Source organism: Paenibacillus sp. Cedars (assembly GCF_003184205.1).
Lineage (GTDB): Bacteria > Bacillota > Bacilli > Paenibacillales > Paenibacillaceae > Paenibacillus_AQ > Paenibacillus_AQ glucanolyticus.
In genome coordinates this window covers 5,118,832-5,138,772 of record NZ_CP020866.1, presented here as the reverse complement: position 1 = coordinate 5,138,772, position 19,941 = coordinate 5,118,832, and the positions used below count along the sequence as shown (strand labels likewise).

Here is a 19,941-nt window from a genome sequence, read left to right as displayed (position 1 = left end):
TCACCAATGAAGAAATACAGTAAGCTGCTCCTGGTCATGGTTCTGGCTTTCTCCACGCTTCTTGCAGCGTGCGGAGGCAACAAAGAGGAGAATCAAGGCGCTGAAGGCGGAACTGAGGGTGGAACAAAAACGATTAAGATCTTCCAATTCAAAGTAGAAATAGCCGAGGCTCTGAACAAGCTGAAGGCCGAGTATGAGAAAGAGCATCCCGGCATCAAGCTGGACATTCAAACGGTTGGTGGCGGCTCCGACTATGGTGCAGCACTGAAGGCCAAATTCGCTTCTGGCGATGAGCCGGACATTTTCAACGTAGGCGGATATCGCGATCTTGAGACTTGGTTCGAGAACGTGGAAGACTTGTCAGATCAGCCGTGGGTGAAAGACGTTGTTGACGTGGCTAAAGAGCCGATGACCAAAGACGGCAAATTGTACGGTCAACCCATGACCATCGAGGGTTACGGGTTCATCTACAACAAAGATCTGTTTGAAAAAGCAGGAATCACCGAGCTTCCTAAGACCATTACCGAGCTTGAGGAAGCGGCTAAAAAACTGCAAGCGGCTGGCATTACTCCATTCGCCAATGGTTACCAGGAAACATGGATCTTGGCAAACCACTTGCTGAACATTCCGTTTGCGCATCAGCCAGATCCTAATGCTTTTGTTAAAGGATTGAATGAAGGTACGGAGAAGCTGGTAGGCAACGCGAAATTTGACGAATGGATGCGTCTGTTCGACCTGACGATTCAATATGGGCAGAAGAACCCGTTGACAACGGACTACAATACAGAGATCACAACCTTTGCCAGTGGCGAAGCAGCGATGACGCAGAACGGGAACTGGACGCAAGTGCAAATCGACGGAATCAACCCGGATCTGAACATTGGCCTTCTGCCAATGCCAATCAACGATAATGCGGAAGAGAACGATAAACTCCCAATCGGCGTGCCGAACAACTGGGTAGTGAACAATAAGTCCAAAGTGAAGGATGAAGCCAAAGAATTCTTGAACTGGCTCGTGACTTCCGAGACAGGTAAACGTTACATTACGGAAGAATTTAAATTCATTCCGGCACTGACAAGCATTGAAGCGAACAGCGAGACGCTTGGCGACCTGGGTAACGATGTGATGAAATACAGCCAAGAGAACAAAGCCCTCAGCTGGGAGTTCAATAAATTCCCGGATGGCGGCATGAATGAGTTCGGAAGCCAGATGCAAGGATACGTAGCCGGCAATGTGGACAAGAATCAATTGTTTGAAGGCATTCAGAAATCGTGGGAAAGCCTGAAAGCGAAGTAATAATGACGATGACCTTGGTCATTGAGGGTTAAATCCATTGAAAAGGCGTTGCAGGGCTCAGCCCTGCAACGCTTTTTTGGTTTTTGGATGCGAAGAAAACTAAAATAAACGAGTCAAGGACAAGATTGCACCAATAGCGGCATATGAGGGAATGAAAATTAGAGTAACAATGGGGGCTATTCCTGAGCCCAGGGCTCGGTTATTGAGCACAATGGCATGTGTAATCAAGTTTCATTCGAGCGAGCAGCATCTGATTAAGAATGAAGAGCCTCGCATTGACTGACTGGCAGAGGATCATGCGTGCGCAGTAGTGGAAGTTAAATAGCAGTCTACACTAACGGACTATCTGGTGGGTTAATCCATCGCTTTGGTTTGCTTCCACGCTACGGTGCTATCTAGCAGGGCATATTCCATCACCTTGGTGTGCTTCCATGCTACGGTGATATCTAGCAGGGCATATTCCATCACCTTGGTTTGCTTCCACACTACGGTGCTATCTAGCCGGGCTTATTCCATCACCTTGGTTTGCTTCCACGCTACGGTGCTATCTAGCCGGGCTTATTCCATCCCTTTGGTTTGTTTCCACTCTAACGGACCACCTAGCCGTTATTTTACCCTTTTGGGCTTTTTTTCAGTTCTAACGGACTCAGTAGCTGTTAATGTGTTGTTTTCCTCTTCAAACGCCGCTTTTTACCCGGAATAACGTCGCTTAGGTCCGCTAGAATTTCACGAGAGCCATTTTTTACGAATTAACGTCTTCTTAGTCCGTTGCAGCTTACGTCTATCTGAGAGCTTAACAGCCAATGAGCAGGGCCAGATCAGGTAGGGTGGAAGCGCGGGGAGCTATCACCAACCAAGTCATCAAGTGGCATTGTTAATAATGATTTCGAATCAGTAAATAAATAATTAAACCAACAACGGGGAAGAACAGTAATCCGAGCACAACCAGGAGCGCAAACTCCGGGCTGCGGCCTTTCCGCCGGGCATCGTTGTAACCCCATACGCAGATGACAATGTGAAGAACGAAGAATAATAACATTACCAGCATAGCTCCGATACCGAATATGCCGACACCAGCAACACTGCTCATATGAATAACCTCCCAAAATTGAAAAAGTATGATCTACATACGAGTGTCAGGCAAAAGGGGTCGCATAAAATTACCCGCGATTCGAAATCCTGCCTTTTGATGATGAGGGTATCTGTACTGTATAAGAAGGCGGATCTTTCACAAACTTATATAATTAGGATATTTCCTGAACCTATATAATAGAAGAATTCTGCAATACATAGATCACAACGCAATAGCCAATACATGGTATGATAAAGGATGATGTTATTTTAGAGTAAGTAAAATTCCTGATCGTTTTGAAATTATGCAGCTATCGTATAAGATAGTAATAATATCTATAAAGCAGGAAAAGACGGGAGACAACGATGAATCAACCGCTCTATGGCGTATGGTTAGGTGACGTATTCTTTTGTTTTTCCGGTGAGACTTCGGAGCCCAGAGTGGATGCATGGAGCCGCGTGGTCCGTACCTTTCACAGACCGGATGGAACCCGTCCCTTTGCTAACGCTTCCCTCCGGCTTGCCGAGCTCAGATATCCGTCCAAAGTCCTCGGATCGAAAAGCACGCGGCGTCCGGAACGGAAGACGCTTGGCGGACGGACAATGGAAGGGCTCGCACTCTCACCGGGAGACGCATTTCAGATGCTTCTCTCACTGGACACCGAGTATTATCAGGCTCAGGGTCTGACTATCGGTGAAGAGATGGAGTATTGGGTACAAGCCAGCAGGTTTGCATTGGAGCTGCTCCTGCAAGGGAAGTTTGCACCGGGTACAGCGGAGGTGCCTTCAGCAGGAAGGCGCCGGACAACGATGCAGAATATAAAAGCGGTATGGAAGCCGCAGCTGTCTGCGGAGGATACTTCGCGCTTTTTGTTGCTTGCGGCGAATATTCCGCCCATCGGGATTGGGACGCCAGCTGCTCTTGCCGGGAGCGATCCATCTACCCGGGAGGAAGCAGGGGCCATTGTGCTGTATTCCTTCCTGTGCGGAATCATCGACAGCCAGGCCAGAGTCGCTGTCCAGGATTCGGAGGATAAGCTGCGGACCTATCTGGCGAACTACCGGCGGGGACAATCTCCACTGGCTGAGCTGTGGTGGAACGGTCTGCTGACGGTCAGCCGGGATATTCCCATTCAAGGCACGGCGGAGGAAGTCAGTGAACTGGAGGAAGCAGTGGAACGTGTTGGGGGAACGGTGTTCCCTTACCCTACAGGGGAGGATCAGCCTCCCGAGAACGGAACGTTCGCGCTTGGACTCCGGCTCGAGCCGCCGCTCGAAGACAGCCGGAAGGACTGGAAGGTTTCCTTCTGGGTACGCAGCCAGGAGGATGAAGGTTTATTAATGCCTGTTCGCAGCATCTGGGGGAACCCGGAGCCGGATCAAGTGATCCGCGGCCGTATGTATACTTCGATTCAGCTCCAGCTGTTAATGAAGCTGGGAGAAGCCGCAGAGCTGGCGCCTGAGCTGGCCGAAGGCTTGTATGGACGCGCTCCGGATAGCGTAACACTAACGCTCGAGCGCTTGTCCACGTTTATGAAGGAGTCGGTTCCCAAGCTAACGGCAAGCGGTATCACGGTTCAAATGCCATCTCGCTGGAGCCGGGAAGGCCGGCGCCGCGTCGGCTTATCTCTCAAAATGATGCCCGAGGCCAGGCTGCCTGGCGAAGCGCATCCCCTGCCTGTGCTGGGCATGGAACATCTGGTCAGCTTTCAGATATCGGCGGCGATGGGAGGTCAATCCCTCACACGGGAAGAATTGAAGTCTCTTGCCGAACAGAATCTGCCTTATGTGGAGTTTCGCGGTGAATGGGTCGAGGTCGATCTGAAGGAAATCCATCAGGTGTTACGCTTCATGAAACGCCATGAGAAGGGCGAGATGGAGCTTGCAGAATGGATGCATCTTAGCGCAGATATGGATGGGGAACGCCTGTGGAAGGGCTTGTTCATCGAGGAAGTGGAGACGACAGGACTGCTCTCATCCTTGTTGGATGGAGATACGGTTCGCAAGCTGCCTTCCCGGCCGATTCCTTCCTCGCTGCACGGGGAATTAAGACCGTATCAGGAGCGGGGGTATCAGTGGCTTAGCGTGATGCGCGATTTGGGATTCGGGGTTTGCCTCGCGGATGATATGGGACTTGGAAAAACGGTTCAGGTCATTACCTGCCTGCTCGAGCGTCTTCAAACCGAATCCGCAGGCGGTCCGGTGCTGATCATATGTCCGACTTCGCTCTTGGGCAATTGGCAGCGGGAAATTCAGCGGTTCGCCCCTGGTCTCACCTTGCATGTGCACCATGGCGTCCGCCGTCTGCGCGGGGAAGATTTCCTAAAGGAGGCAGCTGATCATGATGTCGTGTTGACCACGTATCATTTGGCGGGCCGGGACGGCAGTGATTTATCCGCAATCCAGTGGTCGAGTGTAGTGCTTGATGAAGCTCAATATATTAAGAATTATCGTACGAAGCAGGCACAGAGTGTCATGAAATTGTCTGCACCTCATCGCATAGCGATGACGGGAACGCCGGTGGAAAATCGGTTGGCCGAACTGTGGTCCATATTCCATTTTCTCAATCCGGGGTATTTGGGATCGTTTAACAACTTTCGTCAGCGCTATGCGCCGGGCGAGGGACAGCAGGAGAAATTCCGTGAACTTCACAAACTCGTTTCTCCATTTATGCTGCGCAGACTGAAAAGTGATCCGGATATTCGCAAGGATCTGCCGGAGAAGCTCGAATTGAAATCATATTGTCCGCTGACCGAGGTTCAGGGTGCGATGTATCAAGCGGTCGTCGATGACATGATGGGGCAGATCGAGAGCCGGACGGGCATGGCCCGCAAGGGGCTTGTGCTCTCATCCCTCACCAAGCTGAAGCAGATATGTGATCATCCGCAGCTGCTTCGACGGGATGAAGGCCGCGCGGTACGCGCAGAGTCCTCCGGCAAGATGGAACGCATGCTCGAGATTCTCGACAGCATCTCAGATGTCGGCGAATCGGCGCTGATTTTTACCCAGTATGTTGGTATGGGGGAGCTGCTGGTCAGCATGCTTGGTCGCAAATACGGGAAACGACCGTATTTTCTTCATGGAGGGGTACCCAAACGCGAACGGGATGAGATGGTCCGGGCATTTCAGGCAGGCGAAGGACCGGAGTTTTTTGTTCTGTCGCTGAAGGCCGGCGGTGTCGGTTTGAATTTGACCCGTGCGAATCATGTGCTCCACTATGATCGATGGTGGAACCCGGCGGTTGAGAATCAGGCAACGGACCGTGTATTCCGGATCGGTCAGCATCGCAATGTGCAGGTGCATAAGCTGATTTCTCAAGGAACGCTGGAGGAACGCATCGATGAACTGATTGAACAGAAGAAGGCATTGTCCGAACAGGTTGTCGGATCAGGAGAAACGTGGCTGACGGAAATGTCAGACGGCGAGCTCCGCCAGCTTATTGAGCTGCAGGAGCAGGATTGGATGTAACCTGGATTAAATAGAGCGTAATAATCAGCCTGTTGAAGTATAAGGATGGGCTGCAGGAGGTGTGGGCTATGGAACCGATAGGAGCATCCGAACCGATGGAGCTGGTGTTCGAACCGGGGCTGCTCAAGGGTAAGGTGAAGCGAGCCGAAGAATCACCAGATGACTGCGAAGTCAGCGTTCATGTAAAAATGCTGGACGCTGCTGCCCGTGAGGCGGTACTGGCCTATCTTCAGGAAGACCCGCAGGCGCTGTACCGCCTGCTCGCAGGCAAAGGTGCCCCTTGGCTCGATGAGCTGGCACCTTCGCCATTGCCGGGCGCTGCGCTCGCCGCTGCTGCCGACTGCACCTGCGGCCAGTCGGCATGCGGGCACGCTGCGGCCTTGCTGGCTGCCGCAGCGTCGCACATCGCGGCAGAGCCGCTCCAGCAGCTGACGCTGCTGGGGCTGCCGCGGGAAGCGGTGCTGGCCGGCGTCTTCGCTGCCTGGGCCAAAGCAGCCCCGCCGGCAAGCGGCTCTGCCGCAGAGACGGCCACGCGCGCGAAGGAGAAGGGACCGTCTGGCCCTTCTCCCGGCGAATGGGTGGCCGAAGCCGCGGCCGAGGGCCGGCTGCACCGGCCCGGCCCTCAGCTTGGCGAGCTGGCGGTACAGCTGTCACCGCCGCCTCCGGCAGATCAGCTTGGCCCAGTCGGGGACTGGACAAGCTTGCTGCCCGGCGTCCGCGGCGCTTCCAAGGCGCTCGGCCTGATCGCCCGCGGGGCGGCCAAGCAAGCCGAGCAGAAGCGCCGCAGTTTGAGGTTGCCTTAGCTGGGGAATCCATCATAAATTTGGATGGGATTTGCTAAGGATGGTGCCGTAAAACGCGATAAGCTGCCGTATAACTGACATAATCGGAGTATATCCGCCATGATTCGCCAGCCGCTCGTTTGTCCCGCTGATTCCCGATAAGGTACAATGAAGTCAGGACAAACTGTGGGAAAGGAAGAAGCAGAGATGAATGCATTGTCGGGAAGAGGAATACGATTTACAAGCGTGATGCTGTCATCGCTGCTGTTGACAGGGGCCATTCTGGCGGGGTGTCAATCGGATGATGCGGGTTCCGGCAAGGAGCAGGGGCAGGAGCTGCAATCGCCTGCGGAAGGTCAGGAAGGAAATACGCTTCCTGAAGGCGGCTCGGGTGACGGAGAGACATCGCCTGAGAATCAGCCAGCAGATCCGGTGATGGCGAAGCGCAGCGAGAATGCACTTCAGGCCACCATTCAGGAGAGCAATGGCAAGCAAGTCGTAACGAATGCGGAGGCCGTGACGGTGGTTGTGAATAAACAGCGCAGCCTGCCGGATGGTTATGAACCCAGTGATCTCGTGGAGCCGAATGTTCCATTTTCTTTTGATGAGCCGCATGAGAAGCGGAACCTGAGAAAAGAAGCGGCGGATGCACTCGAAGAATTGTTCGATGCAGCCAAAGCGGACGGTATTGAGCTTCGCGCCGTATCGGGATACCGTTCTTATGACCGTCAGAAAACAATATATGAGAATAACGTTCGTACCAAAGGGGAGGCAGAGGCTAACCGTGTTAGCGCAGTGCCGGGTACGAGCGAGCATCAAACGGGTCTAACCATTGATGTGTCCAGTCCAAGCGCAGGCAATGCGCTGGAGGAAGCATTCGGACATACGGAGGAAGGCCAATGGCTGGCACGCCGCGCGCCTGAATTCGGATATATCATCCGATATCCGGACGGGGCCGAGGACATTACGGGCTATGTGTACGAGCCGTGGCATATTCGTTATGTTGGCAAGGACTTGGCGCCTGACATCGCCGATAGCGGCTTGACGCTGGAGGAATACTTCGATGAGGCGAACATTAAACTGTAAGCTGTGCTAATAGTCGTAGGATAAACGGGACTTTTTATCCTTGTCCCCCGCCCTGCAAATCTATAAAGTAGAACAGGACCTGAGGAAGGCCGGGCAATGTTCTTGTTACGTGAATGAATCCCGGAGCAGCTGCTCCGGGATTCATTCGTGTTGAGTGGATTTTAACGGCTATTTATTCAGTGGCGAGTCTTCGTAACCAGGATCATCGTAACCGGTATCCTTCAGCTTGCCTATGATGTTCATATCCTCGATGGTTTTGCGAGTGGTTTCATCCCCATGTTCATGGAGAAAGATATAGAGGTTTATCGTTCGTTCATCGTATTCCTCCGCGGCGTCATCATGATCTGCTGATTTATAAGGGACAAAGGTGCGTTTAAAAGCGTACCGGTCACTGCTGCTGACCTCATGGAGCAGCCCCCGCAGCTTCGAAACCTCTTCATCATCCATATATACAACATATTCATTCGAATCGTTCGGCACATCCTGGATCAGGTTGTGATTGACTGAAACATAATAGGTCTTCTTATCGTTTGTCATAATAATATCCCTCCAGACTTCGGCAGCATGCGCTGCACGGAAATAGGGTGTGGCTAAGAGGCAAGTTGTATCCTTTAGGGTGCGGTGCATTTTTCTAATCATATACACGTTCAGGACGTGGATGAATCAAGAGAGAGGATTGGAAGGCCCTTCCTTTTTCACATGAGGCATGGAATTTGGTATGATAGTATAACCATGACGGCAGTATACTGGACGATAAGAGATCATATGATGGCTCGAGGTTTAGTCTGTGAACTGCAAAGAAACATGGGATAGCCGGTTTATGGCTAACTACAAATCGTTTATAACCATAATGAAGAGATATGGCAATGAGCCGACGATTGTCGAAAGACTCGGGATATGCGAAAGAGGAGGATTCATGAATGAATATTTTGCAAAAGCTAAAAGATGGTGCCAATCGTGCAACTGAAAAAGCCCAGCACGTGGTGGAAGTGAATAAACTGAACAGCCAAATTGCGGAAATTGAACAACAGCGGAGTTCCTATTACTTGCAGATGGGTAAAGTTTTCTATGAAGGCTACCGCTTGCAGGATATGACCATCGCGGAAAAGGAAATGGTGGAGCTCGCCCAGACCTGCGATGGTTTGCAGGAACAAATCGAAGCGATCCGGAACCGGATTGCGGTGCTCAAGAATGAGCGTGTCTGCGAATGCGGCCGGGTCGTTGCGCTGGATGCCAATTTCTGTCCTTATTGCGGGAACAAGCTTGCTAATCTGATGAATCCGGAAGAATCGGCTCCGGAAGAACCTAAAGAGCAGCAGGAGCGCAAGAGCATGTTGTTTGATGATCATGAATATGCAGCTGCCGAAGAACAGCAGGAACGGGAAGAGCTTCATTCCTATGAATACCGTCAGAATCCGGATCCATACGAGGTCGATTCGTATGAGCCGGAGCCAGAGCCGGAACATGATCGCGATCGTGGACGTGAGCTTGAGGATATCGAGTTGTCTGAACCGGCGGTAGATGGAGATCAGCTGCGCTTGGAGCAGGAAGAGCAGGAGAAGGAGCGCCGTCACTGGGAGGAGCTTGAGCGTGAGCGGGAGAGACAGCTGGAGCTTGATCGCAGGATACGCTTCTGGCAGGAGAATAACCAAAGTCAGGACTATGTAGGCGACGATGAGGAAACCCGCGATATGGTGAAATGTCAAATCTGCAGTGTCGACCTGCCAAAGGGCTCCAAATGGTGCCCGCGCTGCGGCGCTGAACAGATTTAAGATGTAGGGATCGGACGATCATGCCCTTGCGCGCGAGAGAAGACTTTTATATATGAATGAGCAAGCGTTCGAGCATCTATGGGAGGACTAATATTATGGAACAATTGCTGCATCATCTGCGCAATTTGGGATTTACGGAGATTGAATCGAAGATTATGGTGGACCTGGCCGAGTATGGGCCTGCGGGTGGTTATGAGGTCGCTAAACGCCTGGGAGCCTCGCGCTCTAACGTATATGCAGCCATGCAGCGCCTGGAGCGGCAGGGGGCACTGGAGCGTATGAGCGGAGAACCTGTTCGTTACCGTTCGCTGAAGCCGGAGGAATTGACGCGGATGATATCCGGGCGCGTGGAAGCATCACTGGCTTTTGTGGAGAAGAGCCTGCCGCGGGGCAGCGGAACGGCAGCTCCCTTCCTTAGCATGGAAGGCGACCAAGCCGTGCTGGATGTTCTAGCCCGGGAATTAAAGCGGGCCCAGCGAGAGATTGTAGTTGACGTATGGCGTGAGGAAGCCGCACTTCTGCGCGAACCGCTAGCTGAGGCCGAAGCGCGCGGAGTCAAGGTTCTGTGGGCCTGTGACGGACCTGACCAGGGGCTCTCTAGAACGCTGGCATGGTCAGGATGGAACGGCCTTGCGGAGCGCCGAGGGGGCGGCCGGAAATTTTCGTTTGTGGTAGACCGGCAATGGTGCATACTCGGCATGCGCGGAGGAGATTATGATACAGGGGCCGTGATCACGGAGCATCCGGTAATGGCAGAGCTGCTGCTGCATCATTTTACCCAGGAGATGGTCTTGTTCCAGCTTGAACAGGATATGGGCGAACAGCTGGAAGAGCGCTATGGAGATCATTTTGGCCTCATTCAAAGCCAGTATCTGAATGCAGAAGCAGACCTTGAATCCACGGAGGAGAGCATCACTTCGACACATTCGGATGTGTTGGAGGAACTGGAAGTGGACGCCACAGAAATCGTAGACGAAGCCAGCCGCAACACAGCCTGAGCAAAGGCCTGCGATATTCAGTTGACCAGAAGTGACTTTTCTCACAGATGGCTATCATTTTTTATCATACAATGAAGTAGACATATTAGGATATGAACGCCGGGAAGGTTCTTGGCGTTTATTTGCTTAAGATTCGGTATGGGTTTTAGAATGAAGGTTGAGATGACAGGAGATCATGAGAGAGACAGATTTATTCGACAACCACGACAACCAAGAGAAGGGGGATGAATGAGCATGGAATGCATCGTTCATTTTACAGTCGGACACAAGGAAGGGCCTAAGAAGCTGCGGGGATTGATTTTTGTTGATAAAGGCAAGAGTCCTACAGGCCAGCAGCTGCTCGACATGTTTCATGAAATGGAATACCAGGTGGTGCCTGATCCCCATGACGAGCTGCTGTTTAGACCGGAGAATAGTGCCGAAACCTATACGTATATCCGGGTGAACGAGCTGGATCTGGGTCAAGAGCGGTATACGGAAGATCGCAATCTTAAGTCGCTTCTGAATGAGCTGCTCCCTAAACAAAGAACAGGTCTATAACTGCAAAATACGGGTCATTCATCATCAGTACCCCAACTAAATAGATCGGAAATTCCCCCTTCCGCGGCGTCCGCTGGGATTTATAAAATCCACTTGTTATAATGGATGTTACGGAAGGGGATGACGATGTTTATTTTTGTAGGAATTGTAGCGATTATAATTTATGGCTTATTGGTTTATTATATCGGGCGAAGCGTATGGAGCTGGATGAAACCCGGCCCCTCCCTTGCGCTCAAAATGGTGTATATTGCCGTGCTGACCGTGGTATCGACATCGTTTATATCCGGACGGTTTCTCGGTAACCTTACGGTGCTGAATATTATCGGCTCCTACTGGATGGCTATATTCTATGTGTTGATCGTTCTGCTACCGTTAATGCATATCACGTTATGGCTGCTGAGAATGACGGCCTTGCGGAGAGACGGCATGGAGAAGGTTGCTGGTTCCATCGTGCTTTTGTTGATGGTCATTCTGATTGGCTTTGGCTCCTTTAATGCATATAGTCCAGTGGTGCGGGCTTATAACATTCACGTAGCCAAGGACGCCGGCGCACTTCAGCAGCTGAATATCGTCATGGCATCCGACATGCACTTCGGCGTACTGTCAGGCAAGGCCCATGCCGAGCGAATGGTGAAGGAAATCAATGACCTGAAGCCCGATATGGTGTTATTCCCGGGCGATATTATTGATGACGATCTGGATGCGTACTTGCACCAAGGCATTGATCAGATTCTGACTGGCATCCAGGCACCTTACGGTGTGTATGCATCGCTAGGGAACCATGATCGCTTCGAAGGGGAAATTCCGGAGTTGATCGAGGCGCTTGAACAGAGTGGCATGACCGTATTGTATGATGAGAAGCAGACGGTGGAGGGCATAACGCTTGTAGGCAGGCGTGACAAACAGGATCAGGACCGAGCTGCGTTATCCTCGATCATGGAGGGTGCGGACTTGTCCAAGCCTGTCTTTCTGCTGGATCATCAGCCCAATGCGCTGGGCGAGGCTCAGGAGCAGGGCGTTGATTTGACCGTTTCCGGCCACACGCATCGCGGGCAAGTCTTCCCGGCACATTTGATTACCCAGGCCTTGTTCGAGAATGATTGGGGGTACCTGCAAAAAGGACAGATGCATTCCATCGTTTCTTCAGGCTATGGATTCTGGGGACCGCCGATTCGGCTGGGCTCTCGTTCCGAGATCGTACAGATCCATGTTACCTTTGAATAAATGACCGCAGCAGAAAAGCTGTTGAGGAAGCCACCCGAGGGTGGCTTTTTCATTTGCAGGTTTCAGTTCAGGAAGCGTACGTTTTTAATTTCCGTAAATTTTCACTTTATTTTTTCATACGGAATGCGTTATACTTCATTCATTCGGAAATTCAACCATTCGGAAATTCAACATTTATACGTAAGCATTCTAAGATATTTGGATATCATACTTTTCTCGTATAGGTGCAGGAATAGGCCTGCATGTTTCTACCCGATCACCGGAAATGATTGGACTACGGGTTATGGCAGCAGCAGCGGACAAGCCAGGTCAATGGACCGGTTGGCTAACGGTGCGTTTTTGTTGCTTATGCCCACTTGTTTCTTTCCCGGCGTTTCGGTGAGAGGAGGAAGTGGGCTTTTCTTGCTTGGAATGTGAACAAAATTTAAGGGGGAGCATCATGCAATTACTGCAGAACAAAGTGAAAGAGGAAGGCATTGTATTAAGCGGACAGGTACTGAAGGTGGATTCGTTCCTGAATCACCAGATGGATCCGGTATTGATGAAAGAGGTTGGAAAGGAATTTACACGGTTGTTCAAGGAAGCGAATGTGACGCGTGTATTGACCATCGAATCCTCCGGCATCGCACCCGGCATTATGACCGCGCTTGAGATGGAAGTGCCTCTCATCTTTGCACGGAAGCAGAAGTCGCTGACGCTCCGTGAGGATATATTCGTGGAGAAAGTGTACTCCTTCACCAAGCAGGAAACGAATGAAATTACGGTAGCGAAGAAATTTATCAAGCCAGGCGATAAAGTGCTGATCGTGGACGATTTCCTTGCGAATGGCGAGGCGGCATTTGGACTTGCGCGCATCGTTGAGCAGGCGGGAGCTGAAGTGGCAGGCATCGGTATCGTCATCGAAAAAGCGTTCCAACCCGGAGGGCGATTGCTGGCTGAAGCGGGTTACCGGGTCGAATCGCTTGTACGTATTGCATCACTTGATGATGGTGTAGTGACATTCGCATAGAACCAAGCCAACAATTTATTGGGAGGAATTAAGAAGTCATGGAACAGCAGAAACAAGCGGTGCAAGATCCGATCTTTGATAAGAATCGGAATCCGGGTAAAACCTTTTCACTGGGTCTGCAGCATGTATTGGCAATGTACGCAGGGGCTATTATCGTACCGCTTATCGTTGGCGGGGCGCTCGGTTTAACGACGGAGCAGCTGACGTATTTGATCGCCATCGACCTGCTTGCATGCGGGGTGGCAACTCTGCTGCAGGTGTTCGGCAACAAGTATTTCGGCATCGGCTTGCCGGTCATGCTGGGCTGTGCCTTTCAGGCGGTGGGTCCGATGATCATTATCGGACAGCAGCACGGGATGTCGGCTATTTACGGAGCGATCATTGCTTCCGGTTTATTTGTAATTCTGTTCTCCGGTCTGTTTGGCAAGCTGATTAAGGTGTTTCCGCCTGTCGTTACAGGCTCTGTTGTAACCATCATTGGTTTGACGCTGATACCTGTTGCTTTGACGGATCTAGGGGGCGGTGCGAATGCCGGCGAAGAATTTGGCAGTATGCTGAACCTTAGCCTTGGCTTTGGGGTGCTGGTTTTCATTATTATTATGAACCGTTTTGCAAAAGGGTTCTGGCGTTCCATCTCCGTCCTCCTTGGTCTGATTATCGGTACCATTGCTGCTGCTATGTTCGGGGGCCTGGATCTGACGCCACTGCGTGAAGCGGGATGGTTCCGTGCTCCGCAGCCATTCTATTTTGGAACTCCGGAGTTTAAAATCGTTCCGATCGTAACGATGATTCTCGTGGCGATTGTCAGTGTGGCGGAATCCACGGGTGTATTTATGGCGCTTGGCAAAATCGTAGACCGAGATATTACCTCCAAAGATCTTTCGCGCGGTTACCGTGCAGAAGGAATCGCTATTGTGGTAGGTGGTATTTTCAACTCGTTCCCTTACACCACTTACTCTCAAAACGTTGGTTTGATCCAGATGAGTCGCGTGAAGACACGGGACGTGATTGTTGTAGCAGGCAGTCTGCTGATCCTGATCGGGTTTGTTCCGAAAATTGCGGCTTTGACTCAACTGGTACCTCCTTCTGTGCTCGGTGGGGCCATGGTTGCATTGTTCGGAATGGTTGTATCTTCCGGTATTCGCATGCTGGGGGATCAGGTTGACTTGAACCGTCATGAGAACCTGTTCATCATCGCTTGTTCTGTGGGTATGGGACTTGGCGTGACGACTGTACCGGATCTCTTCGCTAATTTGCCGGACAGCATCCGTATTCTTGCAGATAACGGCATTGTTGCAGGCAGCTTGACAGCAATCGTGCTGAACCTGATATTTAACGGGTTGAACTATACGAAGCCTACTCGTACAGAGCAAGGTGATACTGCGGAAGGGCATGCCGCATAAGGAGTGCCTGTGGAAGCAGCTGGATAACTCGGGTTTCAAAAAGAAGAGGGCAGAGCAAGATTCCATATCTTGCTCTGCCTTTTATTATGGACTGACGGGATCGCTGCACCGGCATTACAGATGGATAGCGACGGCGAGTCGCTATCCGTGATTCTCTTCAATATTACTCACGGTTATTTTGGTTATTACCGTTACCCGGTGTTATGCGGACCCGTGGGTTTCTTTGAATGATGGGTTGGGGGCTATGGCTGCCCCGTGTCTGCATGAATGTAACTAATGTGATGGATTGCTGTGATCTGAATGTAATAAGTAACTAACATGCTAGAATGCTGCTTGATTTGCATAGTAACTAAAGTGATCGCTGCTGCATGAATAGTAACTAATGTGATGGATTGCTGTGATCTGAATGTAATAAGTAACTAACACGCTAGAATGCTGCTTGATTTGCATAGTAACTAAAGTGATAGCTGCGGCGTGTCTGCATGAATAGTAACTAATGATGGATTGTTGTGATCTGAATGTAATAAGTAACTAACACAATAGAATGCTGCTTGTTCTGCATAGTAACTAAAGTGATCGCTGCTGCATGAATAGTAACTAATATGATAGTTGATGTCCCCTCGAATCAGGAGCTATTAGCTAACGGACCTCATATCCCTTATTTACAGGATATCGCCACTTCCTCAACTCTAACGGACACAGTAGTCGTTAAAGTGTCCATATGGGCTTGATCCCCACCGTTAGTTGTCAAATAACGCTTCCAGGGTCCGTTACATCTCAAAACATGCTCGCTTTTTGAAAATAACGTCTACTAGGTCCGTTACGCCATATTTACCTATAGCACTAGCACGGATAAAGGGTGAACTGCACCCTTAAGAGGGTCAATTTAAAAAAAGTCCCGAACTTAAGAACAACTTCGCTCCAGCATACGGGTCGAATTCAGCCTGCTCTCTAACAGCGTTCCCAGCAGCGGTCCCGAACAACCAAAACGGCCTCGCTCCAGATGCAGGAGCGAGGCCGTTTTTTTGTTGTTCACATATGCAATAATGTATCCAGTCGTAATGGAGCAGCTCACGTCAGATACGCTGCATTTGTTTCTCGGCAAAATTGCCGATCCAGGGCAGTTTGAACCATTTTCCCTGAATGGCGTTAGCCATAAGCACCAGCCACATCAGCACGCCAACCAGTGCGAGGAGGGCGGAAGCCAGGAGGCCGATGATGGGCACCGCGCTCGACAGCAGGTGGGCGACGGCAAGGATGCCGAAGGCCAGCAGGGACTGAAGGGCATGGAATATGACGTAACGGCTTCTTTTTTCTAATGAAAGAAACAGAATTCCTCCGACCATGGGAAGAAGATAACAGAGTGTTGCGGCCAGATTCTCGGGAAGCCCTGTGGACGATTTGAAAGGGGACATCTCATCAACTCCTTGTCTTAAAAACCGGTTCTGGGTAGGGCAAGCTTTATACCTTACCTTATGAAGCGATTGGACAAAGTATGATGGTTGTGCACCGATATTATTTCATTTTCAATTGCAGCAGATACTTCACGAGAGCATCCTGCTCCTCCTTGGTAAAACCGCTGCTTTCGTCCACCCAATATTCATGACCCTGACCCGTAATGTGGGTGTCCCTTAGCCGTGCATCTTTGCGGTTCGCTTCAATGACCTGCATTCTCAGCTTCCGGTCGATCAGGGCCTTCAGGCTGTTGTAAGGATCCGGCTGAATGCCTTTCATAACGCTTTCGGCTACGCCAATTTGTCCCAGCTCCGGGCCAACGGCCACTCCGCCATCATGCAAATACGGTGCAGACCAGCGCAGCCCTATCAGCCCCTTGACCTTATAACCGCCTCCGGATTGATGATGGCCGAAGCCCAGCTCGATCTGCTTCGGGTCGATTCCGTCCAGGGGAATCTTGACCACCTTCGCATCCGAAGGGAGGGGTACGGGAGTGTTGGGAGGATAGAACTCAGCTTCGCCAAAAGCGTTTTGCGTGGTGTGGAAGGCTTTGGCCCTTGCAGGCTCAGTGCCGATTTCGACAGCAGGCAGAATCCGGTTATTCGTGAAAAAATCACCTGCATGGCAAGAGATGCACTGTGCTTTTTTGAATACCTCCGCTCCGAGATGGATGGTCTTGGCATTGGTGGCTGCCGAAGAATCTGTGTCTGGCGGACGCACCTTATTCTGATAGGCAGACATGGCATTAACCTGCTCCCCGGCATGAAATCCGGGCGAACTGATGTACAGTCCATTGGGCGCAATTGCCGAAACCTTCGGGAAGTTCGGAATCTTGATTACTTCATTGACACCGGGGGTGCCGGGATTCGGGTCCAGCCGGTTGAAGAATTCGGTTGGCTTCAGCCCGCTCTTTGGGTCGTAGCGGAACTTGCGATGAGCTGCATTTTGCAAAATGGTGCCCACATAGATTTCCTTGTCGATCCCCCATAAAGGCTCGCTGATCTCGCTTTGGCTCAAGGTATCCGTATTCTGTGCATGCACATTGTTGCTGAAGGTGCTGAGCCCCTTGAAAGGGCCCGCAATAGCGAAGCCGCTCCAGCTGAACGGATGATCACCCTTCGTGAACATATCGGGAATTTGGGTCACATCGCTGATAAGATCAACGGTAGTATCGAAATTGCCGGGTGCCCATTTCATGAGATTGTCGTCAACCGCCTTTTCCAGTGCTGCTGGATCGGGCAGTGCCTCGGGTTTTCCTTTGGAATTGATGACGGTACGGTTCTCGTTCTTAATAAAATCCACGAGCTTCGTGACATCCGTATGGGTAAAATATGCCGAGCTGTTAGGTGCCAGCGCCAGCATGAAACCCAAGTTTAGATCAGAGTTCGGTGCGCCTTCCACCACCATTCCCGTCTCGCGGTTGACGGTAGCATGACAGGCCATGCAGGTGACTCCGATACGGGCTTTACCCTTGTCATATTTTATTTTGACACCGATCGGGGCATAAGCTCCTTTGGCCACATCAAAGCCAGTGTCAATCTTATCTCCCTTGCGGAAGGATTTGCCACCAATTGTAACATCCTGATCAAGCTCGATTTGTAAATTGTTCGTGCCCTTTCCCTTCAGCTCAGCGATAGCCTTGGCGATTTTACCCAGCTTCATTGGGCCATCAACAATCCCCAGAATATCGGTTAAGAATACCTCATTACCAAAGGTCTCCTCATAAAGGGTGCGGCGCCCCAGAGCAAGCATGTCTTTCGTTATTTCGATAGCTCCGTTAGCCGCGGATAAGCGAGGATCCTGGTCCTGAAGGGCAGAACCGGGAACCGTAAGTGTTTTGCCCCAGAGATCATACTGGCGAATGAAGCCCAGTTGCTGGGCCTGGAGCTGTGGTGCATTTTCCAACTTGTGTTCAGGCGGTACATAGGCGTATTCCGGCTTCCCGATATAAGCTGCAAGCCATAGGGCGCCCACGGCTATAATGGGGATAAGCAGCAGAACCCATTTCGATTTTCGCATGTGGTATCACCCTTTATGGTCAGGACTTGATGAACCATCTCTGTACACTGCCGGTATACAAGGGATTAATCAACTTCGACATCATGGCGCAGCGGAGATTCGGCATTCACCTGTTTATCCGGGCCCTTCTCTTTTGGAACCAGACGTTCGTCTGTTCTGCCTTGATGATGGTTGTCAAAATCATATTCAGCCAGTCTCCACTCCGTAGAGCCCTTCTGCGGATCAAACGGGAACTCCTCGCCGCGCTTCAAATATTCCTCCCGACCCCATTCATTGGTGTACGTTCCGTCCACTTCAACCTCTTCGTTTGAAATCGGATGGAGATCTTTGTCTTTACCGGACATGTCGCATGCTCCTCTCAGGCTTGATTTTAGAAATGATTCATATCGCATAAAGTAACCAGAAAGAGAAGGTACTATCCGCTAAAAGGTGCATGAAAGTCAAATACAGGCTTGAAAATAATGGTCGCTTCTTTAAATATGCCGCCCAATTTAACAAACTAGTTAGAGTCATCCGACGATGGTGAGGATTTGGATTGGATAGCATCAAGGATATGGCGTTCCAGCAGCACGCGAGGATTCTTCCAGCGGCTGACCTTGCTATCGGCAGTAAATACAACGACCGTATCCAACTTGGGAAAAAGATAGATTTGCTGTCCACCATGGCCGTGTGCGAGTGCAAAGGGCGTACCGTTCTGCATGCCGTTCCACCACTGGAATCCATAATCGCCAAAAGCAGGATAGCCCTTAACTTGGGGAGTAAGTGCTTGCTCCAGCCATGATTCCGGAATGAGACGCTCACCTTCCCATCGTCCTCCGTCCAGGCAGCATAAACCGAATTTGGCCATATCCCTTGACGTGAGATAGAGCCCGACGTGACCCATGCTGTGGCCCTCAGGGCTTGGAGACCATGCAGCATGGTGAATGCCCAGGGGACCGAATAGATGCTGCCTGGCATAGGCGTAAGCATCCATTCCCGTGGCCTCGCTAATGGCGACGGAGAGCAGATGTGAATCCGTGCTCCGGTATTGAAAGAGCCCCATCTCCTGCTCAACCACAGGCAGGGAAAGCGCAAAGCTCGTCCATTTCCGGTTGCGGTGGAAGCGGTGAATGAGGGGCTCTCCCAGCTTCTTGCCCGTTTGCCATGCAAAGCCTGAGGTCATAGTCAGTAAATGATGAAGGGAAACCTTGTGCAGGAGAGGATGAGCGCGTTCGGGAATATACCGCTGGAAGATGTCTTTAATGGATGAATTCAGATCGGGCAATTCGCCGCGCGAGAGGGCAATGCCAAATAATATGGATGTAAAACTCTTTGTGGCTGACCTGAGATCATTGAGCGAAGAAACACTGTGCCCGCCATAATAGCGTTCATATACGAGCTTGCCCCTATGCAGCAGCAGAAAGCTGCGCATTTTCGGATATTGTTTCTGGATGATCTTGTCGACCTGATCCAGGATCTCATGCTGGAGCCCCAAGTCTTGCGGTTCCGCACTAGGAATCGGGGAGCCGGAAGAATAAGGGGAGTGCAGGATAGAGCGTGTTTCTGCCATAGGAAGGGCCTCCTTATGTTGGAATCTTATGATAATAGCTAATTGCATGGTCATAAAAATCTGCGATTTGATTGCGTTTTATGGATCGTATGAATGTATCTTAACCAATTCCGGGCGTAATTGATGAGCCATGAAATTCATCGTACAAAAAAACATTTTTTGGGAAAGATGAAACAAACAGAAGAATATGATATAATATATTAATGATTCAGTTGCATGCTGTAAGGGTATGTATAGTGTCAGGTGCATTGGTAAGTTGCTGAATATCA

Annotated in this window: 16 protein-coding genes and 1 riboswitch; of the genes, 10 read left to right on the top strand and 6 right to left on the bottom strand. The window is 50.9% G+C overall.

Annotated elements, in window-relative coordinates; all coding sequences use genetic code 11:
- Positions 1-6: 6 nt before the first annotated feature.
- Positions 7-1,296: an ABC transporter substrate-binding protein gene (locus B9D94_RS25180; protein ID WP_006208061.1), complete on the top strand. Its 1,290-nt coding sequence runs from the start codon at positions 7-9 to the stop codon at positions 1,294-1,296.
- 874 nt (positions 1,297-2,170) lie between these two features.
- Here B9D94_RS25180 and B9D94_RS25175 read toward each other — a convergent pair.
- Entirely contained in the window at positions 2,171-2,386 is a 216-nt protein-coding gene (locus B9D94_RS25175) for a PLDc N-terminal domain-containing protein (RefSeq protein WP_006208063.1), read from the bottom strand.
- A gap of 347 nt (positions 2,387-2,733) precedes the next feature.
- Between B9D94_RS25175 and B9D94_RS25170 the strand changes: the two genes are divergently transcribed.
- From B9D94_RS25170 to B9D94_RS25160, 3 genes are all read left to right on the top strand, one after another.
- The gene (locus B9D94_RS25170) at positions 2,734-5,835 is read left to right on the top strand and encodes a DEAD/DEAH box helicase (protein WP_148248264.1); all 3,102 of its coding nucleotides are present in this window, start codon (positions 2,734-2,736) and stop codon (positions 5,833-5,835) included.
- A 68-nt stretch (positions 5,836-5,903) separates the two neighbouring features.
- On the top strand, positions 5,904-6,638 hold the full coding sequence (locus tag B9D94_RS25165) for a hypothetical protein (RefSeq protein ID WP_148248262.1): 735 nt from the start codon (positions 5,904-5,906) through the stop codon (positions 6,636-6,638).
- Between the two features lie 186 nt (positions 6,639-6,824).
- Positions 6,825-7,703, top strand: a complete 879-nt coding sequence (locus B9D94_RS25160; RefSeq protein WP_076153488.1) for a M15 family metallopeptidase — start codon at positions 6,825-6,827, stop codon at positions 7,701-7,703.
- Positions 7,704-7,871: 168 nt separating this feature from the next.
- Here B9D94_RS25160 and B9D94_RS25155 read toward each other — a convergent pair whose 3' ends face one another.
- Positions 7,872-8,240: a hypothetical protein gene (locus B9D94_RS25155; RefSeq protein WP_006208068.1), complete on the bottom strand. Its 369-nt coding sequence runs from the start codon at positions 8,238-8,240 to the stop codon at positions 7,872-7,874.
- Positions 8,241-8,623: 383 nt separating this feature from the next.
- Here B9D94_RS25155 and B9D94_RS25150 point away from each other — a divergent pair, with 383 nt between their 5' ends.
- The 6 genes from B9D94_RS25150 to B9D94_RS25125 all read left to right on the top strand — a co-directional run bounded on the left by B9D94_RS25150 (position 8,624) and on the right by B9D94_RS25125 (position 14,649).
- Positions 8,624-9,475 carry a zinc ribbon domain-containing protein gene (locus tag B9D94_RS25150; RefSeq protein ID WP_076153490.1) on the top strand — a complete coding sequence of 284 codons (852 nt, stop codon included), beginning with the start codon at positions 8,624-8,626 and terminating at the stop codon, positions 9,473-9,475.
- Between the two features lie 95 nt (positions 9,476-9,570).
- Positions 9,571-10,473 carry a TrmB family transcriptional regulator gene (locus B9D94_RS25145; RefSeq protein ID WP_006208070.1) on the top strand — a complete coding sequence of 301 codons (903 nt, stop codon included), beginning with the start codon at positions 9,571-9,573 and terminating at the stop codon, positions 10,471-10,473.
- A gap of 228 nt (positions 10,474-10,701) precedes the next feature.
- Complete coding sequence (locus tag B9D94_RS25140) at positions 10,702-11,013, top strand: hypothetical protein (RefSeq protein ID WP_036643686.1); 312 nt, start codon at positions 10,702-10,704, stop codon at positions 11,011-11,013.
- A 120-nt stretch (positions 11,014-11,133) separates the two neighbouring features.
- Positions 11,134-12,237 (top strand): metallophosphoesterase, encoded by a 1,104-nt coding sequence (locus B9D94_RS25135; protein WP_036643685.1) that lies wholly within the window; start codon positions 11,134-11,136, stop codon positions 12,235-12,237.
- Positions 12,238-12,433: 196 nt separating this feature from the next.
- Positions 12,434-12,534, top strand: a riboswitch (purine riboswitch).
- A gap of 142 nt (positions 12,535-12,676) precedes the next feature.
- Complete coding sequence (locus B9D94_RS25130; protein WP_006208073.1) at positions 12,677-13,246, top strand: xanthine phosphoribosyltransferase; 570 nt, start codon at positions 12,677-12,679, stop codon at positions 13,244-13,246.
- 38 nt (positions 13,247-13,284) lie between these two features.
- Positions 13,285-14,649: a nucleobase:cation symporter-2 family protein gene (locus B9D94_RS25125; RefSeq protein WP_036643683.1), complete on the top strand. Its 1,365-nt coding sequence runs from the start codon at positions 13,285-13,287 to the stop codon at positions 14,647-14,649.
- 1,076 nt (positions 14,650-15,725) lie between these two features.
- On the opposite strand, the gene B9D94_RS25120 is transcribed toward B9D94_RS25125, so the two are convergent.
- The 4 genes from B9D94_RS25120 to B9D94_RS25105 all read right to left on the bottom strand — a co-directional run bounded on the left by B9D94_RS25120 (position 15,726) and on the right by B9D94_RS25105 (position 19,672).
- Positions 15,726-16,064, bottom strand: coding sequence for a DUF4870 domain-containing protein (locus tag B9D94_RS25120; RefSeq protein WP_006208078.1), 339 nt, complete (start codon positions 16,062-16,064; stop codon positions 15,726-15,728).
- Positions 16,065-16,164: 100 nt separating this feature from the next.
- The gene (locus B9D94_RS25115) at positions 16,165-18,123 is read right to left on the bottom strand and encodes an electron transport protein (RefSeq protein ID WP_148248260.1); all 1,959 of its coding nucleotides are present in this window, start codon (positions 18,121-18,123) and stop codon (positions 16,165-16,167) included.
- 65 nt (positions 18,124-18,188) lie between these two features.
- Positions 18,189-18,467 (bottom strand): hypothetical protein, encoded by a 279-nt coding sequence (locus B9D94_RS25110; RefSeq protein WP_006208080.1) that lies wholly within the window; start codon positions 18,465-18,467, stop codon positions 18,189-18,191.
- 155 nt (positions 18,468-18,622) lie between these two features.
- Entirely contained in the window at positions 18,623-19,672 is a 1,050-nt protein-coding gene (locus tag B9D94_RS25105; protein WP_148248258.1) for a serine hydrolase domain-containing protein, read from the bottom strand.
- Positions 19,673-19,941 lie beyond the last annotated feature (269 nt).

Bases quoted from the DNA above. Each gene is read 5' to 3' on its own strand.
- B9D94_RS25180 (WP_006208061.1), top strand. From the start codon at position 7: ATGAAGAAATACAGTAAGCTGCTCCTGGTCATGGTTCTGGCTTTCTCC.
- B9D94_RS25175 (WP_006208063.1), bottom strand. From the start codon at position 2,386: ATGAGCAGTGTTGCTGGTGTCGGCATATTCGGTATCGGAGCTATGCTG.
- B9D94_RS25170 (WP_148248264.1), top strand. From the start codon at position 2,734: ATGAATCAACCGCTCTATGGCGTATGGTTAGGTGACGTATTCTTTTGT.
- B9D94_RS25165 (WP_148248262.1), top strand. From the start codon at position 5,904: ATGGAACCGATAGGAGCATCCGAACCGATGGAGCTGGTGTTCGAACCG.
- B9D94_RS25160 (WP_076153488.1), top strand. From the start codon at position 6,825: ATGAATGCATTGTCGGGAAGAGGAATACGATTTACAAGCGTGATGCTG.
- B9D94_RS25155 (WP_006208068.1), bottom strand. From the start codon at position 8,240: ATGACAAACGATAAGAAGACCTATTATGTTTCAGTCAATCACAACCTG.
- B9D94_RS25150 (WP_076153490.1), top strand. From the start codon at position 8,624: ATGAATATTTTGCAAAAGCTAAAAGATGGTGCCAATCGTGCAACTGAA.
- B9D94_RS25145 (WP_006208070.1), top strand. From the start codon at position 9,571: ATGGAACAATTGCTGCATCATCTGCGCAATTTGGGATTTACGGAGATT.
- B9D94_RS25140 (WP_036643686.1), top strand. From the start codon at position 10,702: ATGAGCATGGAATGCATCGTTCATTTTACAGTCGGACACAAGGAAGGG.
- B9D94_RS25135 (WP_036643685.1), top strand. From the start codon at position 11,134: ATGACGATGTTTATTTTTGTAGGAATTGTAGCGATTATAATTTATGGC.
- B9D94_RS25130 (WP_006208073.1), top strand. From the start codon at position 12,677: ATGCAATTACTGCAGAACAAAGTGAAAGAGGAAGGCATTGTATTAAGC.
- B9D94_RS25125 (WP_036643683.1), top strand. From the start codon at position 13,285: ATGGAACAGCAGAAACAAGCGGTGCAAGATCCGATCTTTGATAAGAAT.
- B9D94_RS25120 (WP_006208078.1), bottom strand. From the start codon at position 16,064: ATGTCCCCTTTCAAATCGTCCACAGGGCTTCCCGAGAATCTGGCCGCA.
- B9D94_RS25115 (WP_148248260.1), bottom strand. From the start codon at position 18,123: ATGCGAAAATCGAAATGGGTTCTGCTGCTTATCCCCATTATAGCCGTG.
- B9D94_RS25110 (WP_006208080.1), bottom strand. From the start codon at position 18,467: ATGTCCGGTAAAGACAAAGATCTCCATCCGATTTCAAACGAAGAGGTT.
- B9D94_RS25105 (WP_148248258.1), bottom strand. From the start codon at position 19,672: ATGGCAGAAACACGCTCTATCCTGCACTCCCCTTATTCTTCCGGCTCC.